The organism is Terribacillus aidingensis (assembly GCF_040703035.1).
In the GTDB taxonomy this organism is placed as follows: Bacteria; Bacillota; Bacilli; order Bacillales; family Amphibacillaceae; genus Terribacillus.
The window spans coordinates 3432741-3450023 of record NZ_CP159996.1 but is presented as its reverse complement, the minus strand read 5'-3'; the positions used below and the strand labels follow the sequence as shown (position 1 = coordinate 3450023).

General features: G+C 45.0%; 13 protein-coding genes and 1 other annotated feature (1 of these 14 cut by a window edge). Of the genes, 11 read left to right on the top strand and 2 right to left on the bottom strand.

What is annotated here, in order from left to right; translation table 11 throughout:
• Window positions 1-137 (top strand) — a binding site (T-box leader); it begins 97 nt to the left of the window's first position.
• A gap of 84 nt (window positions 138-221) precedes the next feature.
• The gene (locus ABXS78_RS17735; protein ID WP_366248351.1) at window positions 222-1379 is read left to right on the top strand and encodes an alanine--glyoxylate aminotransferase family protein; all 1158 of its coding nucleotides are present in this window, start codon (window positions 222-224) and stop codon (window positions 1377-1379) included.
• 2 nt (window positions 1380-1381) lie between these two features.
• Window positions 1382-2965, top strand: coding sequence for a phosphoglycerate dehydrogenase (serA, locus tag ABXS78_RS17730; protein ID WP_366248350.1), 1584 nt, complete (start codon window positions 1382-1384; stop codon window positions 2963-2965).
• A 34-nt stretch (window positions 2966-2999) separates the two neighbouring features.
• Here serA and ABXS78_RS17725 read toward each other — a convergent pair whose 3' ends face one another.
• Window positions 3000-4316 carry an amino acid permease gene (locus ABXS78_RS17725; RefSeq protein WP_366248349.1) on the bottom strand — a complete coding sequence of 439 codons (1317 nt, stop codon included), beginning with the start codon at window positions 4314-4316 and terminating at the stop codon, window positions 3000-3002.
• Window positions 4317-4521: 205 nt separating this feature from the next.
• Complete coding sequence (locus ABXS78_RS17720) at window positions 4522-5337, bottom strand: histidinol-phosphatase HisJ family protein (protein WP_366248348.1); 816 nt, start codon at window positions 5335-5337, stop codon at window positions 4522-4524.
• Between the two features lie 756 nt (window positions 5338-6093).
• Between ABXS78_RS17720 and ABXS78_RS17715 the strand changes: the two genes are divergently transcribed.
• The 9 genes from ABXS78_RS17715 (at window position 6094) to yycI (ending at window position 17272) form a co-directional block, all read left to right on the top strand.
• The gene (locus ABXS78_RS17715; protein WP_366248347.1) at window positions 6094-7032 is read left to right on the top strand and encodes a YybS family protein; all 939 of its coding nucleotides are present in this window, start codon (window positions 6094-6096) and stop codon (window positions 7030-7032) included.
• Window positions 7033-7068: 36 nt separating this feature from the next.
• A complete protein-coding gene (locus ABXS78_RS17710; protein ID WP_366248346.1) occupies window positions 7069-9036 on the top strand; it encodes a DHH family phosphoesterase in 1968 nt (655 codons plus the stop codon).
• Window positions 9033-9479, top strand: a complete 447-nt coding sequence (gene rplI / locus ABXS78_RS17705; protein WP_095222027.1) for a 50S ribosomal protein L9 — start codon at window positions 9033-9035, stop codon at window positions 9477-9479. Before ABXS78_RS17710 ends, rplI begins: the two co-directional genes overlap by 4 nt.
• A 104-nt stretch (window positions 9480-9583) precedes the next feature.
• The gene (gene dnaB, locus ABXS78_RS17700; protein ID WP_366249979.1) at window positions 9584-10948 is read left to right on the top strand and encodes a replicative DNA helicase; all 1365 of its coding nucleotides are present in this window, start codon (window positions 9584-9586) and stop codon (window positions 10946-10948) included.
• A 152-nt stretch (window positions 10949-11100) separates the two neighbouring features.
• Window positions 11101-12390: an adenylosuccinate synthase gene (locus ABXS78_RS17695; RefSeq protein ID WP_366248345.1), complete on the top strand. Its 1290-nt coding sequence runs from the start codon at window positions 11101-11103 to the stop codon at window positions 12388-12390.
• A gap of 178 nt (window positions 12391-12568) precedes the next feature.
• Window positions 12569-13273: a response regulator YycF gene (gene yycF / locus ABXS78_RS17690; protein WP_095219677.1), complete on the top strand. Its 705-nt coding sequence runs from the start codon at window positions 12569-12571 to the stop codon at window positions 13271-13273.
• Between the two features lie 5 nt (window positions 13274-13278).
• Window positions 13279-15132: a cell wall metabolism sensor histidine kinase WalK gene (gene walK, locus ABXS78_RS17685; protein ID WP_366248344.1), complete on the top strand. Its 1854-nt coding sequence runs from the start codon at window positions 13279-13281 to the stop codon at window positions 15130-15132.
• Window positions 15129-16421, top strand: a complete 1293-nt coding sequence (yycH, locus tag ABXS78_RS17680; protein ID WP_366248343.1) for a two-component system activity regulator YycH — start codon at window positions 15129-15131, stop codon at window positions 16419-16421. Before walK ends, yycH begins: the two co-directional genes overlap by 4 nt.
• A complete protein-coding gene (gene yycI / locus ABXS78_RS17675) occupies window positions 16421-17272 on the top strand; it encodes a two-component system regulatory protein YycI (RefSeq protein WP_366248342.1) in 852 nt (283 codons plus the stop codon). The genes yycH and yycI overlap by 1 nt, the downstream gene beginning before the upstream one ends.
• Window positions 17273-17283 lie beyond the last annotated feature (11 nt).

Below are 17283 nucleotides of genomic sequence, written 5' to 3'. Positions count from 1 at the left end.
TGAATAGGCAGGCTGAATTTAGTAGGTTTGTCCGGTATATGCCCGTTATGCATAGCTTCAATGAAGGCTGTCGTGTGAAAGCAGACAGTGAAAAAGGGTGGCACCGCGTGAGTAGATCCAAGCTTTTCGCCCCTTACTTATCAGGTAAGGGAGCGGAAGGCTTTTCTTATGGGCTCTTTTACCTGTGAAGATATCTTACAATCCAAGGAGGAAAAGAAATTATGTTACCAGATCAACTTTTACTACGGATTCCAGGACCATCACCAATTCCGCCTAGTGTACAGCGCGCAATGAGCCAGCCGATGATCGGCCATCGCGGTGCAGAGACAACGGCTTTGCTGCAGCGGATCAAGCCGAAATTGAAGCCCGTATTCGGAACAGAACAAGATGTACTGCTTGTGACAGGCAGCGGTACAGCCGGATTGGAAGCGGCAGTAGCCAATACTTCCAAGCCAGGAGATGACGTGTTGATTGTAGTCGTAGGTGCTTTTGGTGACCGATTTGTAAAAATAGCCCAAGCATATCAGCTTCAAGTACATCGTTTGGACGTTACATGGGGAGAAGCGGCAAATCCGGAGGATATCAAGACATTCTTGCATAAACATCCGGAAATCAGCTCTGTTTTTGTCACGTATTGTGAAACGTCCACAGGAGTGTTGAACCCAATCAAGGAAATCGCAGAAGCAGTCCATGATGTATCGGAGGCTTTGGTCATCGTTGATGGCGTATCCTGTGTGGCAGGTGTAGAAACGGAATTTGATAAATGGGGCATCGACATTTTGGTGACAGGAACGCAAAAGGCATTTATGCTGCCTGGAGGCATGTTCTTTGCTGTAGTAAGTGACCGAGCATGGCGTGTGATTGAAGCAAATACTCAACCCCGTTTCTATCTGGACCTGACAAAATATCGGGATGGACTCGAAAAGGACAGCACACCATTCACACCGGCTCTATCCATATTGTTCGGACTAGAGCAAGTGCTCTCATTGCTTGAGGGAGAAGGGCTGGAGCAGGTGTATGCAAGACATCGGCTGATGCGGGATATGATAAGAGCTGCTTTCCGTGCGTTAGATATACCGTTGCTAGTAGAGGATGCATATGCTTCTCCGACAGTTACGGCCATTAAACCGGCAGACTTCGACGCCGAGCAGCTGCGTAAGCAAGTGAAGCAGGAGTTCAACCTGGCGTTTGCAGGCGGACAGCAGCATATGAAGGGAGAAATTTTCCGGATTGGTCATATGGGATATTGCTCTCCGGCAGATGTACTGCAGGTGATCGGAGCAGTGGAAATAGGCCTTGTGAAGATTGGAAAACAAATAACATTAGGTACAGGCACTGCAGCAGCACAGCAAATCTACTTGGAACAAGGAGCGAATTGAACATGACTTACCAAGTACTAATCAGTGATCCGTTAAGTGAAGAAGGCATGGCCCCATTAACACAAGCAGATGACTTTGCTGTTACAGTGGATACTGGACTGACGGAAGCAGAAATCATCCAAAAGATCAGTAAATATCATGCGCTGCTTGTCCGCAGCCAGACGACTGTTACACGTGCAATCATGGAAGCAGCTCCTAATCTTAAAGTGATCGGGCGTGCCGGTGTTGGGGTGGATAATATCGATCTGGAAGCTGCAACAGAGCTTGGCATAGTCGTTGTCAACGCACCGGATGGGAATACTAACTCCGCTGCTGAGCATACAATTGCGATGATGATGTCACTTGCGCGCAACATCCCGCAGGCCTTCCTCGCCTTGAAGGAAGAACGCTGGGAACGTAAGCAGCATATCGGCGTGGAATTGAAAGGTAAGACACTTGGTATTGTCGGCATGGGAAGAATCGGGGCAGAAGTTGCTTACCGGGCAAAGGGGCAGCGTATGGATGTAATCGCCTATGATCCATTCCTGACAAAAGACCGTGCGGATAAGATAGGGATTGGCTATGGAACACTGGAAGAGGTTTTTGCTGCGAGTGACTTCCTGACAGTTCATACACCACTGCTGAAAGAAACACATCATATGATTTCTACTGAAGCTTTCGCACAGATGAAAGATGGTGTACAGATCATGAACTGTGCAAGAGGCGGGATTATTGATGAGGATGCTTTGTATGAAGCAATCATCAGCGGGAAGGTAGCTGGCGCGGCATTGGATGTGTTCGAAGAGGAGCCGGCAGTTCATCATAAATTGTTGGAGCTGCCGCAGGTTATTGCCACACCGCATTTAGGTGCAAGCACAGTGGAAGCGCAGGAAAACGTTGCGATCGACGTCAGCAAAGATGTGATGCAGATTCTACAAGGAGGTCAGGCGATCCATCCGGTCAACTTCTCTTCCATTTCTCCTGAAGTGATGCGGAAAATCCAGCCTTACTTTGATCTTGCTGAAAAGCTCGGAGCCTTCCTGGCGCGCACAATGCCTGATGCAATAGAGGAAGTGACCGTCTATTATGCGGGAGACCTGGCAGACCAAGAGGTTGCTCCATTGACACGAAATACAGTCAAAGGATTACTTCAGCGTTATCTAGGAAATGTAAATGACGTAAACGCGACTCACCTAGCTAAGAAACGCGGTATCACAATCAATGAGCAAAAAACATCTACAACAAGAGGCTTCACTAGTCTGGTAACAGTCGAGGCAAAATCGGCAACCGTGACGCACCAAGTAGCAGGAACACTGGTTAATGGTTTAGGAGCACGTATTGTGAAGGTAGATAACTATTATGTCGATGTCACGCCTGCCGGCCATATGTTGCTGGTCCGACATAAAGACCAGCCAGGAGCAATTGGCCGTGTAGGTACATTACTTGCTAAATACGCAGTCAATATCGCAACGATGCAGGTAGGGCGCTCAAATGAGGGCGGCGACGCAATCATGATGCTTACGGTCGATAAAGAGCCGCAGAAAGAAGAAGTGGAAGGATTAAAACAGCTGGATGACATTTTTGATGTGACAGCTATCACGATATAAAAAAAAGCGAGCAGACTATATCTGCTCGCTTTTTTTAGCGCCGTTTAGCTTTTAACATATAAAATATCGGAAGGCCGATTACTGCTATTCCGATTGAGAGAAGGCAGCTGAGGAAGTCTGTGAATAGTGTACTGATCAAGACAAACAAAGAGCCTGCAATTGCTGCAATCGGGATGAACGGATATAGCGGCACACTATAAGCACGTTCTTTTCCTTTATTACGCTTCCGCAAGATGAAAACAGCATAAAAAGCGAGAACATAAAACATATAGATCGTGAAAATGCTAATTTCAGACAGCTTATCAGGATTGCTGACAAGCATGAAGATGATAGAAAGCACAAGCTGCAAAATGACTGCGACCCAAGGTGTATGCAAGGTAGGATGCACCTTTTTGAGCAGGTTAGAAAACGGCAGCTGACCGCGTTCAGCCATTGCGAACGGAATACGCGGGAATGTCAGGATCTTACCATTAAGACAGCCGAAAATGCTGACGATGATACCCAAACTCACGATAATTTCACCAGCATCACCTAGCACAAGCTTAGCTGCTGTACTAGCTGCATTTGTATTCAGACTTACAATTTCTGCTGCAGGCAGGATATAAAGCATGGCAGCGTTGATAAACAGGTAACAAGCTGTCACGATCAGAATACCGCCGATCATCGCTCTTGGTAATGTCTTTTCCGGATTCTTCATTTCGCCGCCCATGGAAGCGAGCATGATCCAGCCATCATAAGCGAACAGTGTGGCTAATACGGCCGCGCCGAAGTTTATATCGGAAATGGCTTCCGGTACTGCACTGAAAAAGTCCGCATCGCCTTTCCAAAAACCGAAGATAACAATAAGCAGGATTGGGAGCAGCTTGCCGATTGTCGTAACAAGCTGTACGGCACCGCCGAGTTTTGTGCCTAATATATTAATGATACAAAGGAACACGACACTTGCGATACCAACAGCCGCAGTCCATTTCGTATTCCAGCCGAACAAATTGACCATGAGAGTTCCGAAGTATAGTCCGAGAGCCCCGATGATGGCTGGTCCATAAAGAATCGTTTGCACCCAGCCGCATAAGAAGCCCCATAGCTCTCCATACGTTTCTTCTAAGTATGCGTACAAACCGCCAGTCTTAGGAATTTGTACACCTACTTCAGCAATGGTCAGACCGCCAGCGAGTGTCAGCAGTCCGCCGATTAACCAAGCGAGCATGGCAATTTCAGAACTGCCAGCATGACTCAGCACAGGGCCTGGCTTCATAAATACTCCAGAGCCGATGATGGTCCCTACTACGATGGATAAACCTAGAAATAGTCCGATTTCCTTCTTTAATGCTGTGTTCTCTGGTTGATTCATGATGTCACTCCTTATCGACGCAGCATACTGCATTCCTTTAGTGTAGTAATGAAGATATGTAGTTCATTATAGGAAATGTGCCTGCAAATAGAAACTAGAAAAAGTATTCTGACATGTAAGGGTTTTATCATAAAAGAAAGGAGCTTGCAGCAATCTGCAGCTCCTCTGGATAGTGTCTCCAAATAAAGAGTAGTTATGTGATTGTTCAGCCTAGCGGCATTGCTTTGCGCTGGCGCTTTTCGAATGTTTGAATCTCAGTATAGCCGACCTGTTTGGCAAGCTCAATTGCCTGTTGGTATGCATAGCCTACATGCTTTGGTGCGTGTGCATCGGAGTTTATCACGATGCCGACACCAGCATCATAGCATTTCTGCAATAGTACGGGATCGGGATATATTTCCCCGACTGGCTTCCTCAGACCAGCTGTGCTGATTTCAATACATGTGTCATTTTCTGAGAGCGCTTTGACAACTCGATCATATTCTCCTTCGACAAAGGCTTGATCGCCTGGTTTATAGCCGAAAATCTTAATCAGATCAATATGGCCGACAAAGCTGAATAACTTGGACTGAGCAAGTGTGATGATTTGGTCATAATAATCACGGTACGCCTGCTTCAGATCCCGTTTTTCATATTCTTCTTTATAAATATCCAGATCGATTCCCCACTCACGAATCCAGTGGACGGACCCGATGACGTAGTCGAAAGGATGCTGATCGAGGAATTCTGCCATTTCGGCTTCTTTACCAGGTGTGTAATCCATCTCGATTCCCATTTTGACAGGAAGTTCAGCTTGTTTGATTTCTTTGAAAAAAGCGAGATAATCCTGAAAGTGAAGTGTCCGGCGGTTTTCTACCCACGGGTTGGATAGGATTTTGTTTGTTTCTTGAAAGAAGTAAGCATGCTCCGAAATCCCGAATTCCTCAATCCCTTTTTCTTTCGCCGCACTGAGATATTGGCGGATATAGTCCAAAGTGAACGAGCCAGTTTCAGCCATATGTACATGATAATCTGTCAACAAAACGTCCAACTCCTAACGGTTAAGTTAAAAATAGTGTGACATATTCTGCAGGATGTTCCAAGAGGAGATTTCACAACCTGCCCTAAAGCTGAACTTCTGAAATAATAAAAAAAGCTCCGCCTTTATAAGGAAGAGCTTGCCAGGGATATAGGATTAGAAGATAGAGTGCAAGTAACCGCCGATGCTGCTGATTAAAAGTGTTGCTGCGAGAATCGCATTGAAGTGACTATTTTTCATGGTGTTCCTGTCCTTTCCGTAGATTGAATTGTTTTTTGTTTACCCGTTTCGTTGTGTTTATAACCTGATTTGATCTTGGAATAATCATAGCACGCAGGAATCTTGTACTTCTTCTTGATTCGGTAGAAAAATTGTGTAAAAAGTGTGGAAAAGAAAAATCGACTGCATGCTTATCGCGATGCAGCCGATTTTGAGGTTCGTCTCATTAGTGGCTAATGAGGTATGTAGTATGTAGTGCTAACCCGTTGTAAGGTTGTCTCACTATTATAAAGGCTCATTTCAGAAAAATAAACAGGTAAATTAAGATATTCACAAACTTAGCAGCTGGTGGGACTATTTTCACGGCGAATCATTTGTTTGAAGACTTTCTTTCGGGTATAATCGTGGGGTAGCATTTTTTCGGATGAACAGCTTTTTTCTCATGCCTTCGTCCATTACAAACGAACGTAAGCACAGCCTATGCAGCTGTGCTTTTTCTACAAGTGCAAGATTACATATTTAAATGGGGTGTCACGATTCATGAACAATGCTCGAAAAATGACGGAAGGGGCTATACTTGGGGGGATTTTTCTGGTTCTGTTGCTTATCGCAACATTTGCGCCGGTAATCAATATCTTGGCCACGCTTGTTATGCCAGTGCCCATCATCCTCTATTGGATCCGCCATGGTTTCAAGCCAGGTATCTACTTTGCTCTTGCCATTCTGCTTTTTTCCTTCATAGGGACACTTGCCGGGTTTTTCATTACGATTTCAGTTGTGATTGGAGCGGCAGCGACGGGTTATTCCCTTCATCACAAGCAATCGACTTATGAAGCTTTATTAAAAGGAACTGCAGGGTATGCACTTGGATTCACTATATTCCTGGCAGGAACGCAATTTGTATCAGGAATAAACATCATTGACGAAATTCAAACAAGCTATCAGGCTACGATCCAATCGGTTCAGTCTGAGATGGATACAGTCGGGGTGACAGTAACTGATGCTCAGTGGGAACAGGTCAGTGCTATGTTTGATTATATCATGGTGCTGATTCCGACAATGATTGCTGCCGGCTCCCTGCTGTATGCTTTCATCACGCAATGGCTGGCTCAAAAGATCCATAATCGTCAGAGCAAAGAGAAGATCCTTTATCCGCAATTCCGCCGATTCAACCTGCCGGTCATCGTATTATTCATCTATTTCATCGGTTCATTTGCCCGCTGGTTCGATATGGATCCAAATGGATGGCTCTATCCGATTGTCGCCAATGTCACGGAGCTTGCCGGAATCCTTCTCGTGCTGCAAGGATTCTCGTTCTTCTTCTATTTTGCCCACCACCGGAATCTGCCGAAAGTCCTGCCGATTCTCGCGGTCGTACTATCGGTCCTTTTCGGGACAGTACTGCTGTATCTTGTGCGTATTTTGGGTATAATTGATGTAGGATTCAGGCTGCGGGAACGGATGAGCAGCAAAAAGTAGCATGGTCGCGGAATTTAGGTTTAGGAGCTGACATATATGCCAGAGATATTTAAGAAACCAGCATTGAGTAAGCATTTGATCGTGACATATGTACTTGCTGTCATCCTGCTTATTTGTGTATGGTTTTATGAATGGAAGCTTGGGCTGCCGCTGACAGTGCTCCTGGCTCTGTCTTTTTTCTACAGTATACTGACGGAACAGCGAATGCAGGACCAGACGGAGGAGTACATTTCGACAATGTCCCACCGTGTCAAGAAGGTCGGCGAGGAAGCACTTTTGGAGATGCCGATCGGGATCGTACTGTACAGCGAGAATTACCAGATTGAATGGACGACGCCTTATATGAACAGGTTTGCGGAGGATACACTTGTGGGTGCCCCGCTGGATGATTTATCTGATGCGCTGATACCAGCAATCAAGGACGAAAAAAACGAGGTTTGGATTACGCTTGATGATTATGATTTCCTGACAGTGATCAAAAAGGAAGAGCGGCTTCTGTATTTATTCGATCGGACGAAGCAGCTGGAAATCCAGAACTTATATAATGAAGAACAGACCGTTCTAGCTATCATTTTTCTTGATAACTATGAAGAAATGACCCAGAATCTGGATGACACAGCGAAAAGTCAGATCAATTCCCGTGTGACAGCTCAATTGAATGAGTGGTCACGCCAAAAAGGTCTTTACTTAAAGCGTACATCTCAGGAACGATTCTTGGCAGTACTCAATCAGCGCATTTTGAGGGAACTGGAAAAGACGAAATTTGAGATTCTCGATGAAATTCGCGGCTTGATAACAGATCAGAATATACCGATCACCCTTAGTATAGGAGTCGGAGCTGGCGGACAGACATTACCTGAGCTTGGAGAACTTGCCCAATCAAGCTTGGATTTGGCATTGGGACGCGGTGGAGACCAGGTTGCCATCAAAGGAGAAGCCGGCAAGGTGCGCTTCTATGGCGGCAAAACGAATCCGATGGAAAAACGGACCAGGGTTCGGGCACGTGTTATATCTCATGCGCTGAAGGAATTGGTCAAGCAGAGTGAGCAGGTGCTCATCATGGGGCATAAAGCGCCGGATATGGATTCTATCGGAGCTGCCATCGGAATCTTGAAAATTGCAGAAGCAAATGATATTGTCGGGCATATTGTCCTTGACAAGCAGGATATTACAGGCGTTTCTAAGCTGATGTCAGCCATTCAAAAGGATGAAGAGCTTTGGGAACAATTCATCAGTCCAGAAGAAGCGCTCGATCGTGTAACGAAGAATACACTTGTTGTCGTTGTCGATACGCACAAGCCTGTAATGGTAGCTGATGATAGACTGCTCAGCAAAACGGAACATGTTGTGGTGATCGACCACCATCGCCGGGCAGAGGAATTCATTGAAAAGCCAACGCTCGTCTATATGGAGCCATATGCATCCTCGACAGCAGAGCTTGTGACAGAGCTATTGGACTATCAGCCTAAGAAGCTGCGATTGTCCACCTTGGAAGCAAGTGCCTTGCTCGCGGGAATTATTGTCGATACGAAAAGCTTCACGCTTCGTACCGGGTCAAGAACATTCGACGCGGCATCCTATTTACGCTCCAAAGGCGCTGATACCGTCCTTGTCCAGCGTTTCATGAAAGAGGACTTGGATACGTATGTGAAACGGGCGCACTTAATTGAGAATACGCAGCTCTACCGGGAAGGCATTGCAATTTCTGCGGGTGAAAAAGGGCAGGTATTCGGGCCGGTTGTCATCGCTCAGGCAGCAGATACATTGCTGACGATGGATGGTGTGAGTGCCAGCTTTGTCATTTCCGAGCGGGAAGATGGCCGTATTGGTATCAGCGCCAGATCACTTGGACAAGTGAATGTTCAAGTGATCATGGAGAGGATGAATGGCGGCGGACATTTGACAAATGCTGCTACACAGATCGCTGACACAACAGTAGAAGCAGCGAAGGAAGAGCTGCAGCTGATCATTGATGAATATGTTGAAGGGAGAAAAGAAGAATGAAAGTAATCTTTACAGAAGACGTAAAAGGTAAAGGGAAAAAAGGACAAGTAAAAGAAGTGCCAGATGGTTATGCACGTAATTACTTGCTTAAAAATAACTTGGCTGTACCAGCTACAAAAGGAAATGTGAAAGTACAGGAAGCAAAAGACAATAAACAGCATCAGCTTGAACTCCAGGAAGTGGAGGATGCGAAAAAATTGCGTGAAACGCTTGCCAACCTAACAGTAGAAGTAAAAGCGAAGTCCGGAGAAGGCGGTCGTCTATTCGGATCTATCACAAGCAAACAAATCGCTGATGAGCTGAAAAAAGCTCATAAAATTAAATTGGACAAACGGAAGATCGAACTGAACGAACCGATTCGGGCTCTTGGTTATCGTGACTTGGATGTGAAGCTGCATCCGGAAGTAACAGGTAAAGTGAAAGTCCATATCAGCGAGCAATAATATTTTTTCCAACAAAATACTAGCAGTTTTCCATCCCCCTTTTTACACAAAAGGGGGATATTTCGGTACAATGGTAGCAGTATGCCAGAAATGGGGGAATCATGATGGAAGAAGTCTGGAATGATCGGACCCCTCCACATAATATAGAAGCAGAGCAAGCTGTAATTGGTGCTATTTTCCTGGAGCCGGAAGCTTTATCGAGAGCATCGGAACAGGTTGTAGCGGACGATTTCTACCGAGCAAGCCACCAGCGTATCTTTGATGCGATGATGCGCCTATCCGATAGAGGAGAACCAGTTGACCTGGTAACCGTCACCACTGCACTTGCTAATGCAAAATTGTTGGAGGAGGTCGGTGGCGTTTCGTATTTGAGCGATCTTGCTAACGCCGTTCCAACTGCAGCAAATATTGAATATTACAGCAAAATCGTAGCTGAAAAGGCGCTGCTGCGCCGACTTATACGTTCTGCCACGGATATTGTCACATCAAGCTTTGCTAAAGAAGATGCTGTCGAGGATGTTCTCAACGAAGCAGAGAAATCGATTATGGAAGTATCCGGCCGTAAAAATTCCGGAGCTTTTCAGAACATAAAGGACGTTTTGATTGATGTTTACGATAATATCGAGAAATTACATCATCAAAATGCTTCTATTACAGGTATTCCGACTGGTTACCGTGACTTAGATAAAATGACCTCCGGATTCCAGCGTAATGATTTGATCATCATTGCTGCCCGTCCTTCTGTAGGTAAGACAGCATTTGCCTTGAACATTGCACAAAATGTATCGATACATGCAGGGGAAAATGTAGCTATCTTTAGCTTGGAGATGGGTGCATCACAGCTTGTATCACGTATGCTCTGTGCAGAGGGGAATATCGATGCACAGCGTCTGCGGACAGGAAGTCTACAAGCGGAAGACTGGGCTAAACTCACGATGGCAATGGGCAGCCTGTCTAATGCAGGGGTTTATATCGATGATACGCCTGGTATCCGTGTAAGTGATATCAGGTCCAAATGCCGTCGTCTGAAGCAGGAAGGCGGATTAGGGATGATCCTGATTGATTACTTACAGCTCATCATGGGTTCAAGCTCTGGAAAAGGAGAAAACCGTCAGCAGGAAGTATCGGAAATCTCCCGTTCCTTAAAAGCTCTAGCTCGTGAGCTGGAAGTGCCAGTAATCGCTCTATCACAGCTTTCTCGTGGAGTAGAGCAGCGACAGGACAAACGTCCGATGATGTCCGACTTGCGTGAATCAGGAAGTATCGAGCAGGATGCCGATATCGTCGGCTTCTTGTATCGTGACGATTATTACGACAAAGAATCGGAAAAACAGAATATCATTGAGATCATTCTGGCTAAGCAGCGTAACGGCCCGGTAGGAACAGTCGAGCTGGCGTTTGTGAAAGAGTATAATAAATTCGTAGATTTGGATCATAGATATTCGGAAAGCGATGTTCCACCGGCATAATTACAGCACCCTATCAATCGATAGGGTGTTTTTTAACGAACAAATATAGGGCTTCATCATTAAATGTTCGGTTGTATCATTGACATGTGTTTTGGGGATTGATACACTTTAGAGGTGTTAAAAAAAGTTTATTTGGCGGAGGTGCCACACAGATGTCCTCAGTAGTAGTAGTAGGAACCCAATGGGGAGATGAAGGTAAAGGAAAGATCACTGACTTCCTTTCACAAAATGCCGAGGTTGTTGCTCGTTATCAAGGCGGGAACAATGCTGGCCACACAATTAAATTCGATAATGTCACATATAAGCTTCACTTGATTCCATCCGGTATTTTCTTCCCGGAAAAGAAATGTGTATTAGGCAATGGTATGGTAATTGATCCAAAGGCGTTGCTTGAAGAATTGGAATATTTGCACGAACGCAATGTCAGCACAGATAATCTTGTTATTTCCAACCGTGCACACGTCATTCTTCCATATCATCTGAAATTGGATGAGCTTCAGGAAGAAGCAAAAGGCGTTAATAAGATCGGTACAACTAAAAAAGGTATCGGACCTGCTTACATGGATAAAGCAGCCCGCATGGGTATCCGGATTGCTGATTTGCTGGACAAGGATGCTTTCCGTGAAAAGCTGGAGCAGAACTTGGAAGAAAAGAACCGTCTGTTCGAGAAGGTTTATGAAAGCAAAGTCTTCACAGTGGAAGAAATACTTGATGAGTATTATGAATATGGACAGCAAATTGCGAAGTATGTAACTGATACATCCGTTGAGCTGAACAATGCATTGGATCAAGGCCGCCGCGTACTGTTCGAAGGTGCACAGGGCGTTATGCTTGATATCGACCAAGGTACGTACCCATTCGTTACAAGCTCCAACCCGATTGCAGGCGGAGTTACAATCGGTTCCGGTGTAGGACCAACGAAGATCAATCATGTTGTTGGTGTTTCCAAGGCATACACGACACGTGTTGGTGATGGTCCGTTCCCAACTGAATTGCATGATGAGACTGGTGATCAGATCCGCGAAGTTGGCCGTGAATACGGTACAACAACAGGTCGTCCGCGCCGTGTCGGCTGGTTCGATAGCGTTGTTGTCCGTCACGCGCAGCGTGTGAGCGGCATTACAGATCTTTCCTTGAACTCGATCGATGTACTGACAGGTATCGAAACATTGAAAATCTGTGTTGCTTACCGTTACAACGGTGAAATCATGGAGCATTTCCCAGCAAGCCTGAAAGAATTGGCACAATGTGAGCCAGTTTATGAAGAGCTGCCAGGCTGGACAGAAGATATTACAGGTGTTCGCAACTTGAGCGAGCTTCCAGCGAATGCGCGCCACTATCTTGAGCGTATTTCCCAGCTTACAGGTATTCCACTAAGCATCTTCTCTGTAGGTCCAGATCGTACACAAACAAACGAAGTAAGAAGTGTATACAGCCAATAAGTTGAAAAATCGTCCATACGGGCGATTTTTTCTTTTTTCTTCCAAAAACTGCCGAATCGACCCCTTGCAAAGACATTTGACCGAAATTGCTGTAAAATAGGAAGGGTATGCAAACACTGAACTAGTAATAAAAGATAATACAATTCAGATAAAAAACACTGGAAAGCGTGGGAATACGATGAACCATAAGATTTTAGTGGTGGACGACGAAAAACCAATCGCTGATATATTGAAATTCAACTTAGAGAAGGAAGGATACGAGGTGATCTGTGCATATGACGGTGATGAAGCTGTCGAATTAGTGCAGCAAGAGAACCCGGATTTGATCCTTTTGGATATTATGCTGCCGAACAAAGATGGCAATGAAGTTTGCCGTGAAGTGCGTAAAACACATAATATGCCGATTATCATGCTGACTGCAAAAGATGCAGAGATTGATAAGGTACTCGGTCTTGAGCTTGGTGCTGATGACTATGTCACAAAACCTTTCAGCAACCGGGAAGTGATTGCCCGTGTTAAAGCGAATTTACGCAGACAGGCTCAAATCCCAGAGGATGACAGCAAAGAAAACAAAGATATCGAAATCGGTAAGCTTGTCATTCATCCGGAAGCCTATACCGTTACAAATGATGGCGTACAGGTAGAACTGACGCATCGTGAATTTGAATTGCTTCATTACCTTGCCCGTCATAGCGGACAAGTCATGACACGTGAACATTTGCTGGAGACAGTATGGGGATATGACTATTTCGGCGATGTCCGCACAGTTGACGTAACTGTCCGCCGTCTCCGGGAGAAAATCGAAGACAATCCGAGCAGTCCGCTCTGGATCATTACACGCAGGGGTGTAGGTTATTATCTTCGCAGCCCTGAACAGGAGTAACATCTATGAATAAAATAGGCTTTTTCCGTTCTGTGAGCCTAAAACTGGTTGTCGTTTACATTTTGCTGCTGATCATCGCTCTTTTGTTGATCGGCGTCTTTTTTACCAACAGCTTGGAAAACCAGCTGATAAGAAATACGCGTGATTCTCTTGATTCCAATATGCAATGGCTGGAGCAATCATTAGCTCAGGAATTTGAAGAAGAGCGTTCCCCGACCGATCCTACATTAGAGGAAGATATCGCGGATTTACTGAAGACTTATTCAGAGGGCGGAGAGACAAAAATACAAGTAATTGATATACAGAGGCAGCTTGTCGGGACAAGTGAGCTTGGTGATCAGACTTCAATCGGTTCCAGGGTAACAGACAATAATATCGTTCAAGCGATCACGAATAATGGTTTTGCACCTGCATCGGAGACAAAGCTTAACATCGTTATAGATAAAGCCACAGGCGATCGCACGCTGAAATCGTACTACAACATCGAAGGAACAGATAGTAATGGCGAGAGTGAACTGCTCGGCTTGATTTATGTTCGTACGTCGATTGAAGATGTATATAGTCAGCTGAAAAGCACGAACCTTATCTTCTTGCGCGCCACATTTATTGCACTTATCTTTGCAGCTATCCTAGGGGTACTCATTGCCCGGGCAATAACGAAACCAATCAAGGAAATGCAAAAGCAGGCCCGTGTTATGGCAACTGGGGACTTCTCCAAGCGAGTGAATGTCTATGGAGAGGATGAAATTGGGCAGCTAGCCCGTACTTTCAATCACATGAATGATGAACTCCGGCAAGCACATATGCGGACTGAGGGAGAACGCCGCAAGCTTAGTTCTGTCCTTTCTCATATGTCAGATGGTGTCATCGCGACCGACAGGAATGGAGCTATCACGCTAATGAATGCTCCAGCAGAGAGTCTGATTGGACGAAGTGCTGACGAAGTTCGCGGTCAATTCCTAATTGAAGTATTGAATCTGAATGAAAAGATAGTCGATATTACAGAGATTCAGGAAACAGGATCGATCATCATTGATATGAGTGATGATGACCAGTATTTGCTGCTGCGATGCAACTTCTCGATCGTGCAGGATGAATACGAGCAAATCAGCGGGTTCATCACTGTAATCAGTGATGTTACCGAACAGGAACAAATTGATCAAGAACGCCGGGAGTTTGTTTCAAACGTATCTCACGAGCTCCGGACTCCGCTGACAACCATGAGGAGTTATTTGGAGGCACTGACAGATGGTGCATGGAAGGATGAATCAATCGCACCGCATTTCCTTGACGTAACCCAGCAGGAAACGGATCGGATGATCAGGCTTGTCAATGATCTGCTGCAGCTCTCCCGTATGGATAGCAGCAACTACACGATGGAGTGGGATCGAATTAATTTTGTTGACTTCTTCCATCACGTAATTGACCGTTTTGAAATGAACAAGCGCGATGATATCCATTTCGAACGCTATTTACCGAAGGAAGAAGCGCTCGTCACGATTGATAAAGATAAAGTTATGCAAGTTTTGGATAACGTGATTAGTAATGCAATCAAATATTCTCCCGATGGCGGCACCATCCGTTTCCGCCTTCGTAAAGACAGCCAGAAGCTATTAATCAGCATCTCCGATGAGGGTATGGGTATCGCATATGAAAAACTAGATAAGATATTCGAACGATTTTACCGGACGGACAAAGCTCGTACACGTAAACTGGGTGGAACGGGTCTTGGCCTTGCAATTGCGAAAGACCTTGTCGAAGCGCATCATGGTGTCATTTGGGCAGAGAGCAAGGAAGGAAGAGGCACGACCGTGCTCTTCACCATTCCGATCAACCGGAAAAGGGGTGAGGTGCGATGAAGATGGAAACTTTCAATACGATTCTTCTAATCATACTTGTGGCATTAAGTTTGGTCCTGACAGCCTATGTATGGACATTTCAGCCTAACAGTTTGAAATCAGATTCAATCGGCACCGAAGAACCTAAAACATTGGATGGGACAGAAAAACAGCTGGCTGATGTGGTTCGGCCCACGCATACGTATGTGCATAACGGTGGCAGTCACTTTGTTTTTACTTCTAAGGATGAAGAGCAGGTCTTCGTGAATGGATTGGCTGACTGGACACTTACGAATACCAAATCAGGAAGCGTAACGGAACTGCCTCAGACGAGTATAGAACTTGTTTATCCGGTGACTGTTGCCTATTCCCAGCTGAATGCTCTCTTCCAGGTGGAAGGAGCAGAGAACGTAACAAACAGACTTGGTAATGGCGGTTTTACAAGACTGTATTTGGAACCGAGCGAAGATGGCAGGACGACAAAATTGACCTTTGTCAACGAACGGCAGGAAAATCCATTGGAGAGTGTCGTAACTGCTACTGCCACAAATAGTGTCTATGATTTCATTCACGATGAGGATAAACTCAATGCTGCAGTTTCCTTATCAGATACAAATGAATGGAATAGAATTTATTTGCCGGAAACGGCTGATGTTAACGATAGTATTGTCCGCGGCGAGACGATTACCAGGAATGATTTCGCAGATATTTATATGGAGGAAAAATCTGTACAAGGTACAGATCAATATACGGATAGCAACTTGTTAGAGATGATCAAGTTCAGAAACAACGGACAATTCGCTTCTTATCAATATAATTCAACCTCTTCCAGCGTAGGGACAACGAGCAGGACGGATCAGCTGCAGGCTGCAATCAGTGCCATCAATACGCATAAGGGATGGACGGATGATTATAATTTGTATGCTATAAGCGGAGAAAACAACTTTACATTTCAGTTTCGGATGATAAGTAACGGCTATCCTGTTTTTCAGACAAATGATCTTTCCTTGATTTCTATCCGCATGCAGGATAATCTGCCCGAACCAGTAAGCTATGAGAGAACGCTCCTTAACATTGGTGTTGCCGGTGGTTCACAGAATGAATATCAGCTAACAGCGCAGCAGGTGATAGACTGGATCATTGAAAACAAGTATAGTCCGCGTGATATACAGGATGCTATCATTGGGTATCGCTTGGAAGATAACGATGATTCTGCTATTTACAAATATCATCTGAAACCAAGCTGGTATGTGAAATACCAGGGAGAATGGTATGAGGTAGGAGACAGTGAGACAGGGGGAGAGAGCTGATGCAGTGGAATAAAATAAAGCTCATGTTCATTCTCGCCTTCCTTGTCTTAAACATTTATCTTATCTTTCAGCTGTTTCCGCAGGAAGAAACGGAACAGCTAGTACTGGAGACAGAAAGCCAGGATAAAGTTCTGTCCACTGTGACAGGGTATAATGAGCTTTCTGATGAAGAAACGGAACCAAATCAGCAATATGAAGCTAAAAAGCTTCTTTTTACAGAAGAAGAATTAGAAAAGATCCCATCAAAGGATCAAATGGACCTTGATATTAGCTCGCGTAATCAGCTTGTTGCGAAATTTAAGGAACCACAGGAATTGCCGATCGAGGTTCCGATCGATGAAGATAAAGAGCAGACAGCTGAAAAATTAAGCACCTTTGTCGATGATTACGTCCTGCACGGAAATGATTATACCTATTGGGGCAGGCAAGGGAATAAACTGCTATTTTTCCAGAAGACAAGTGAAGGACAAACTTATTTTAGTCCGGATAGTATGCTGCTTGTCACTATCAATGACGAGTACGATGTAACCGAATATACACAAACATATATCGAGGATTTTAAAAAGAGCGAACATAACGGGGATCTAAAGCAGTATTCAGAGAAGCAGGCGGTTAAAGCACTGCAAAGTCAGCAGTATATTGAGGCCAATGACACAATTGAAGTGGAAAAAGGCTTCTATCCGACTATTGAGCTTTCTTCAAAGCCGAACTATGCACCTGCGTACAAAATAACAGTGAACAATACGAAGCATTACTTTTATTTGCTGCTGCCGGATTATCCATATGTGTACGCACCAACCGAGTCAGGTTTTTTAAGCAGTTTACAGCCAGAGACAGAAGAAACACAATAAGAGGTGAAACA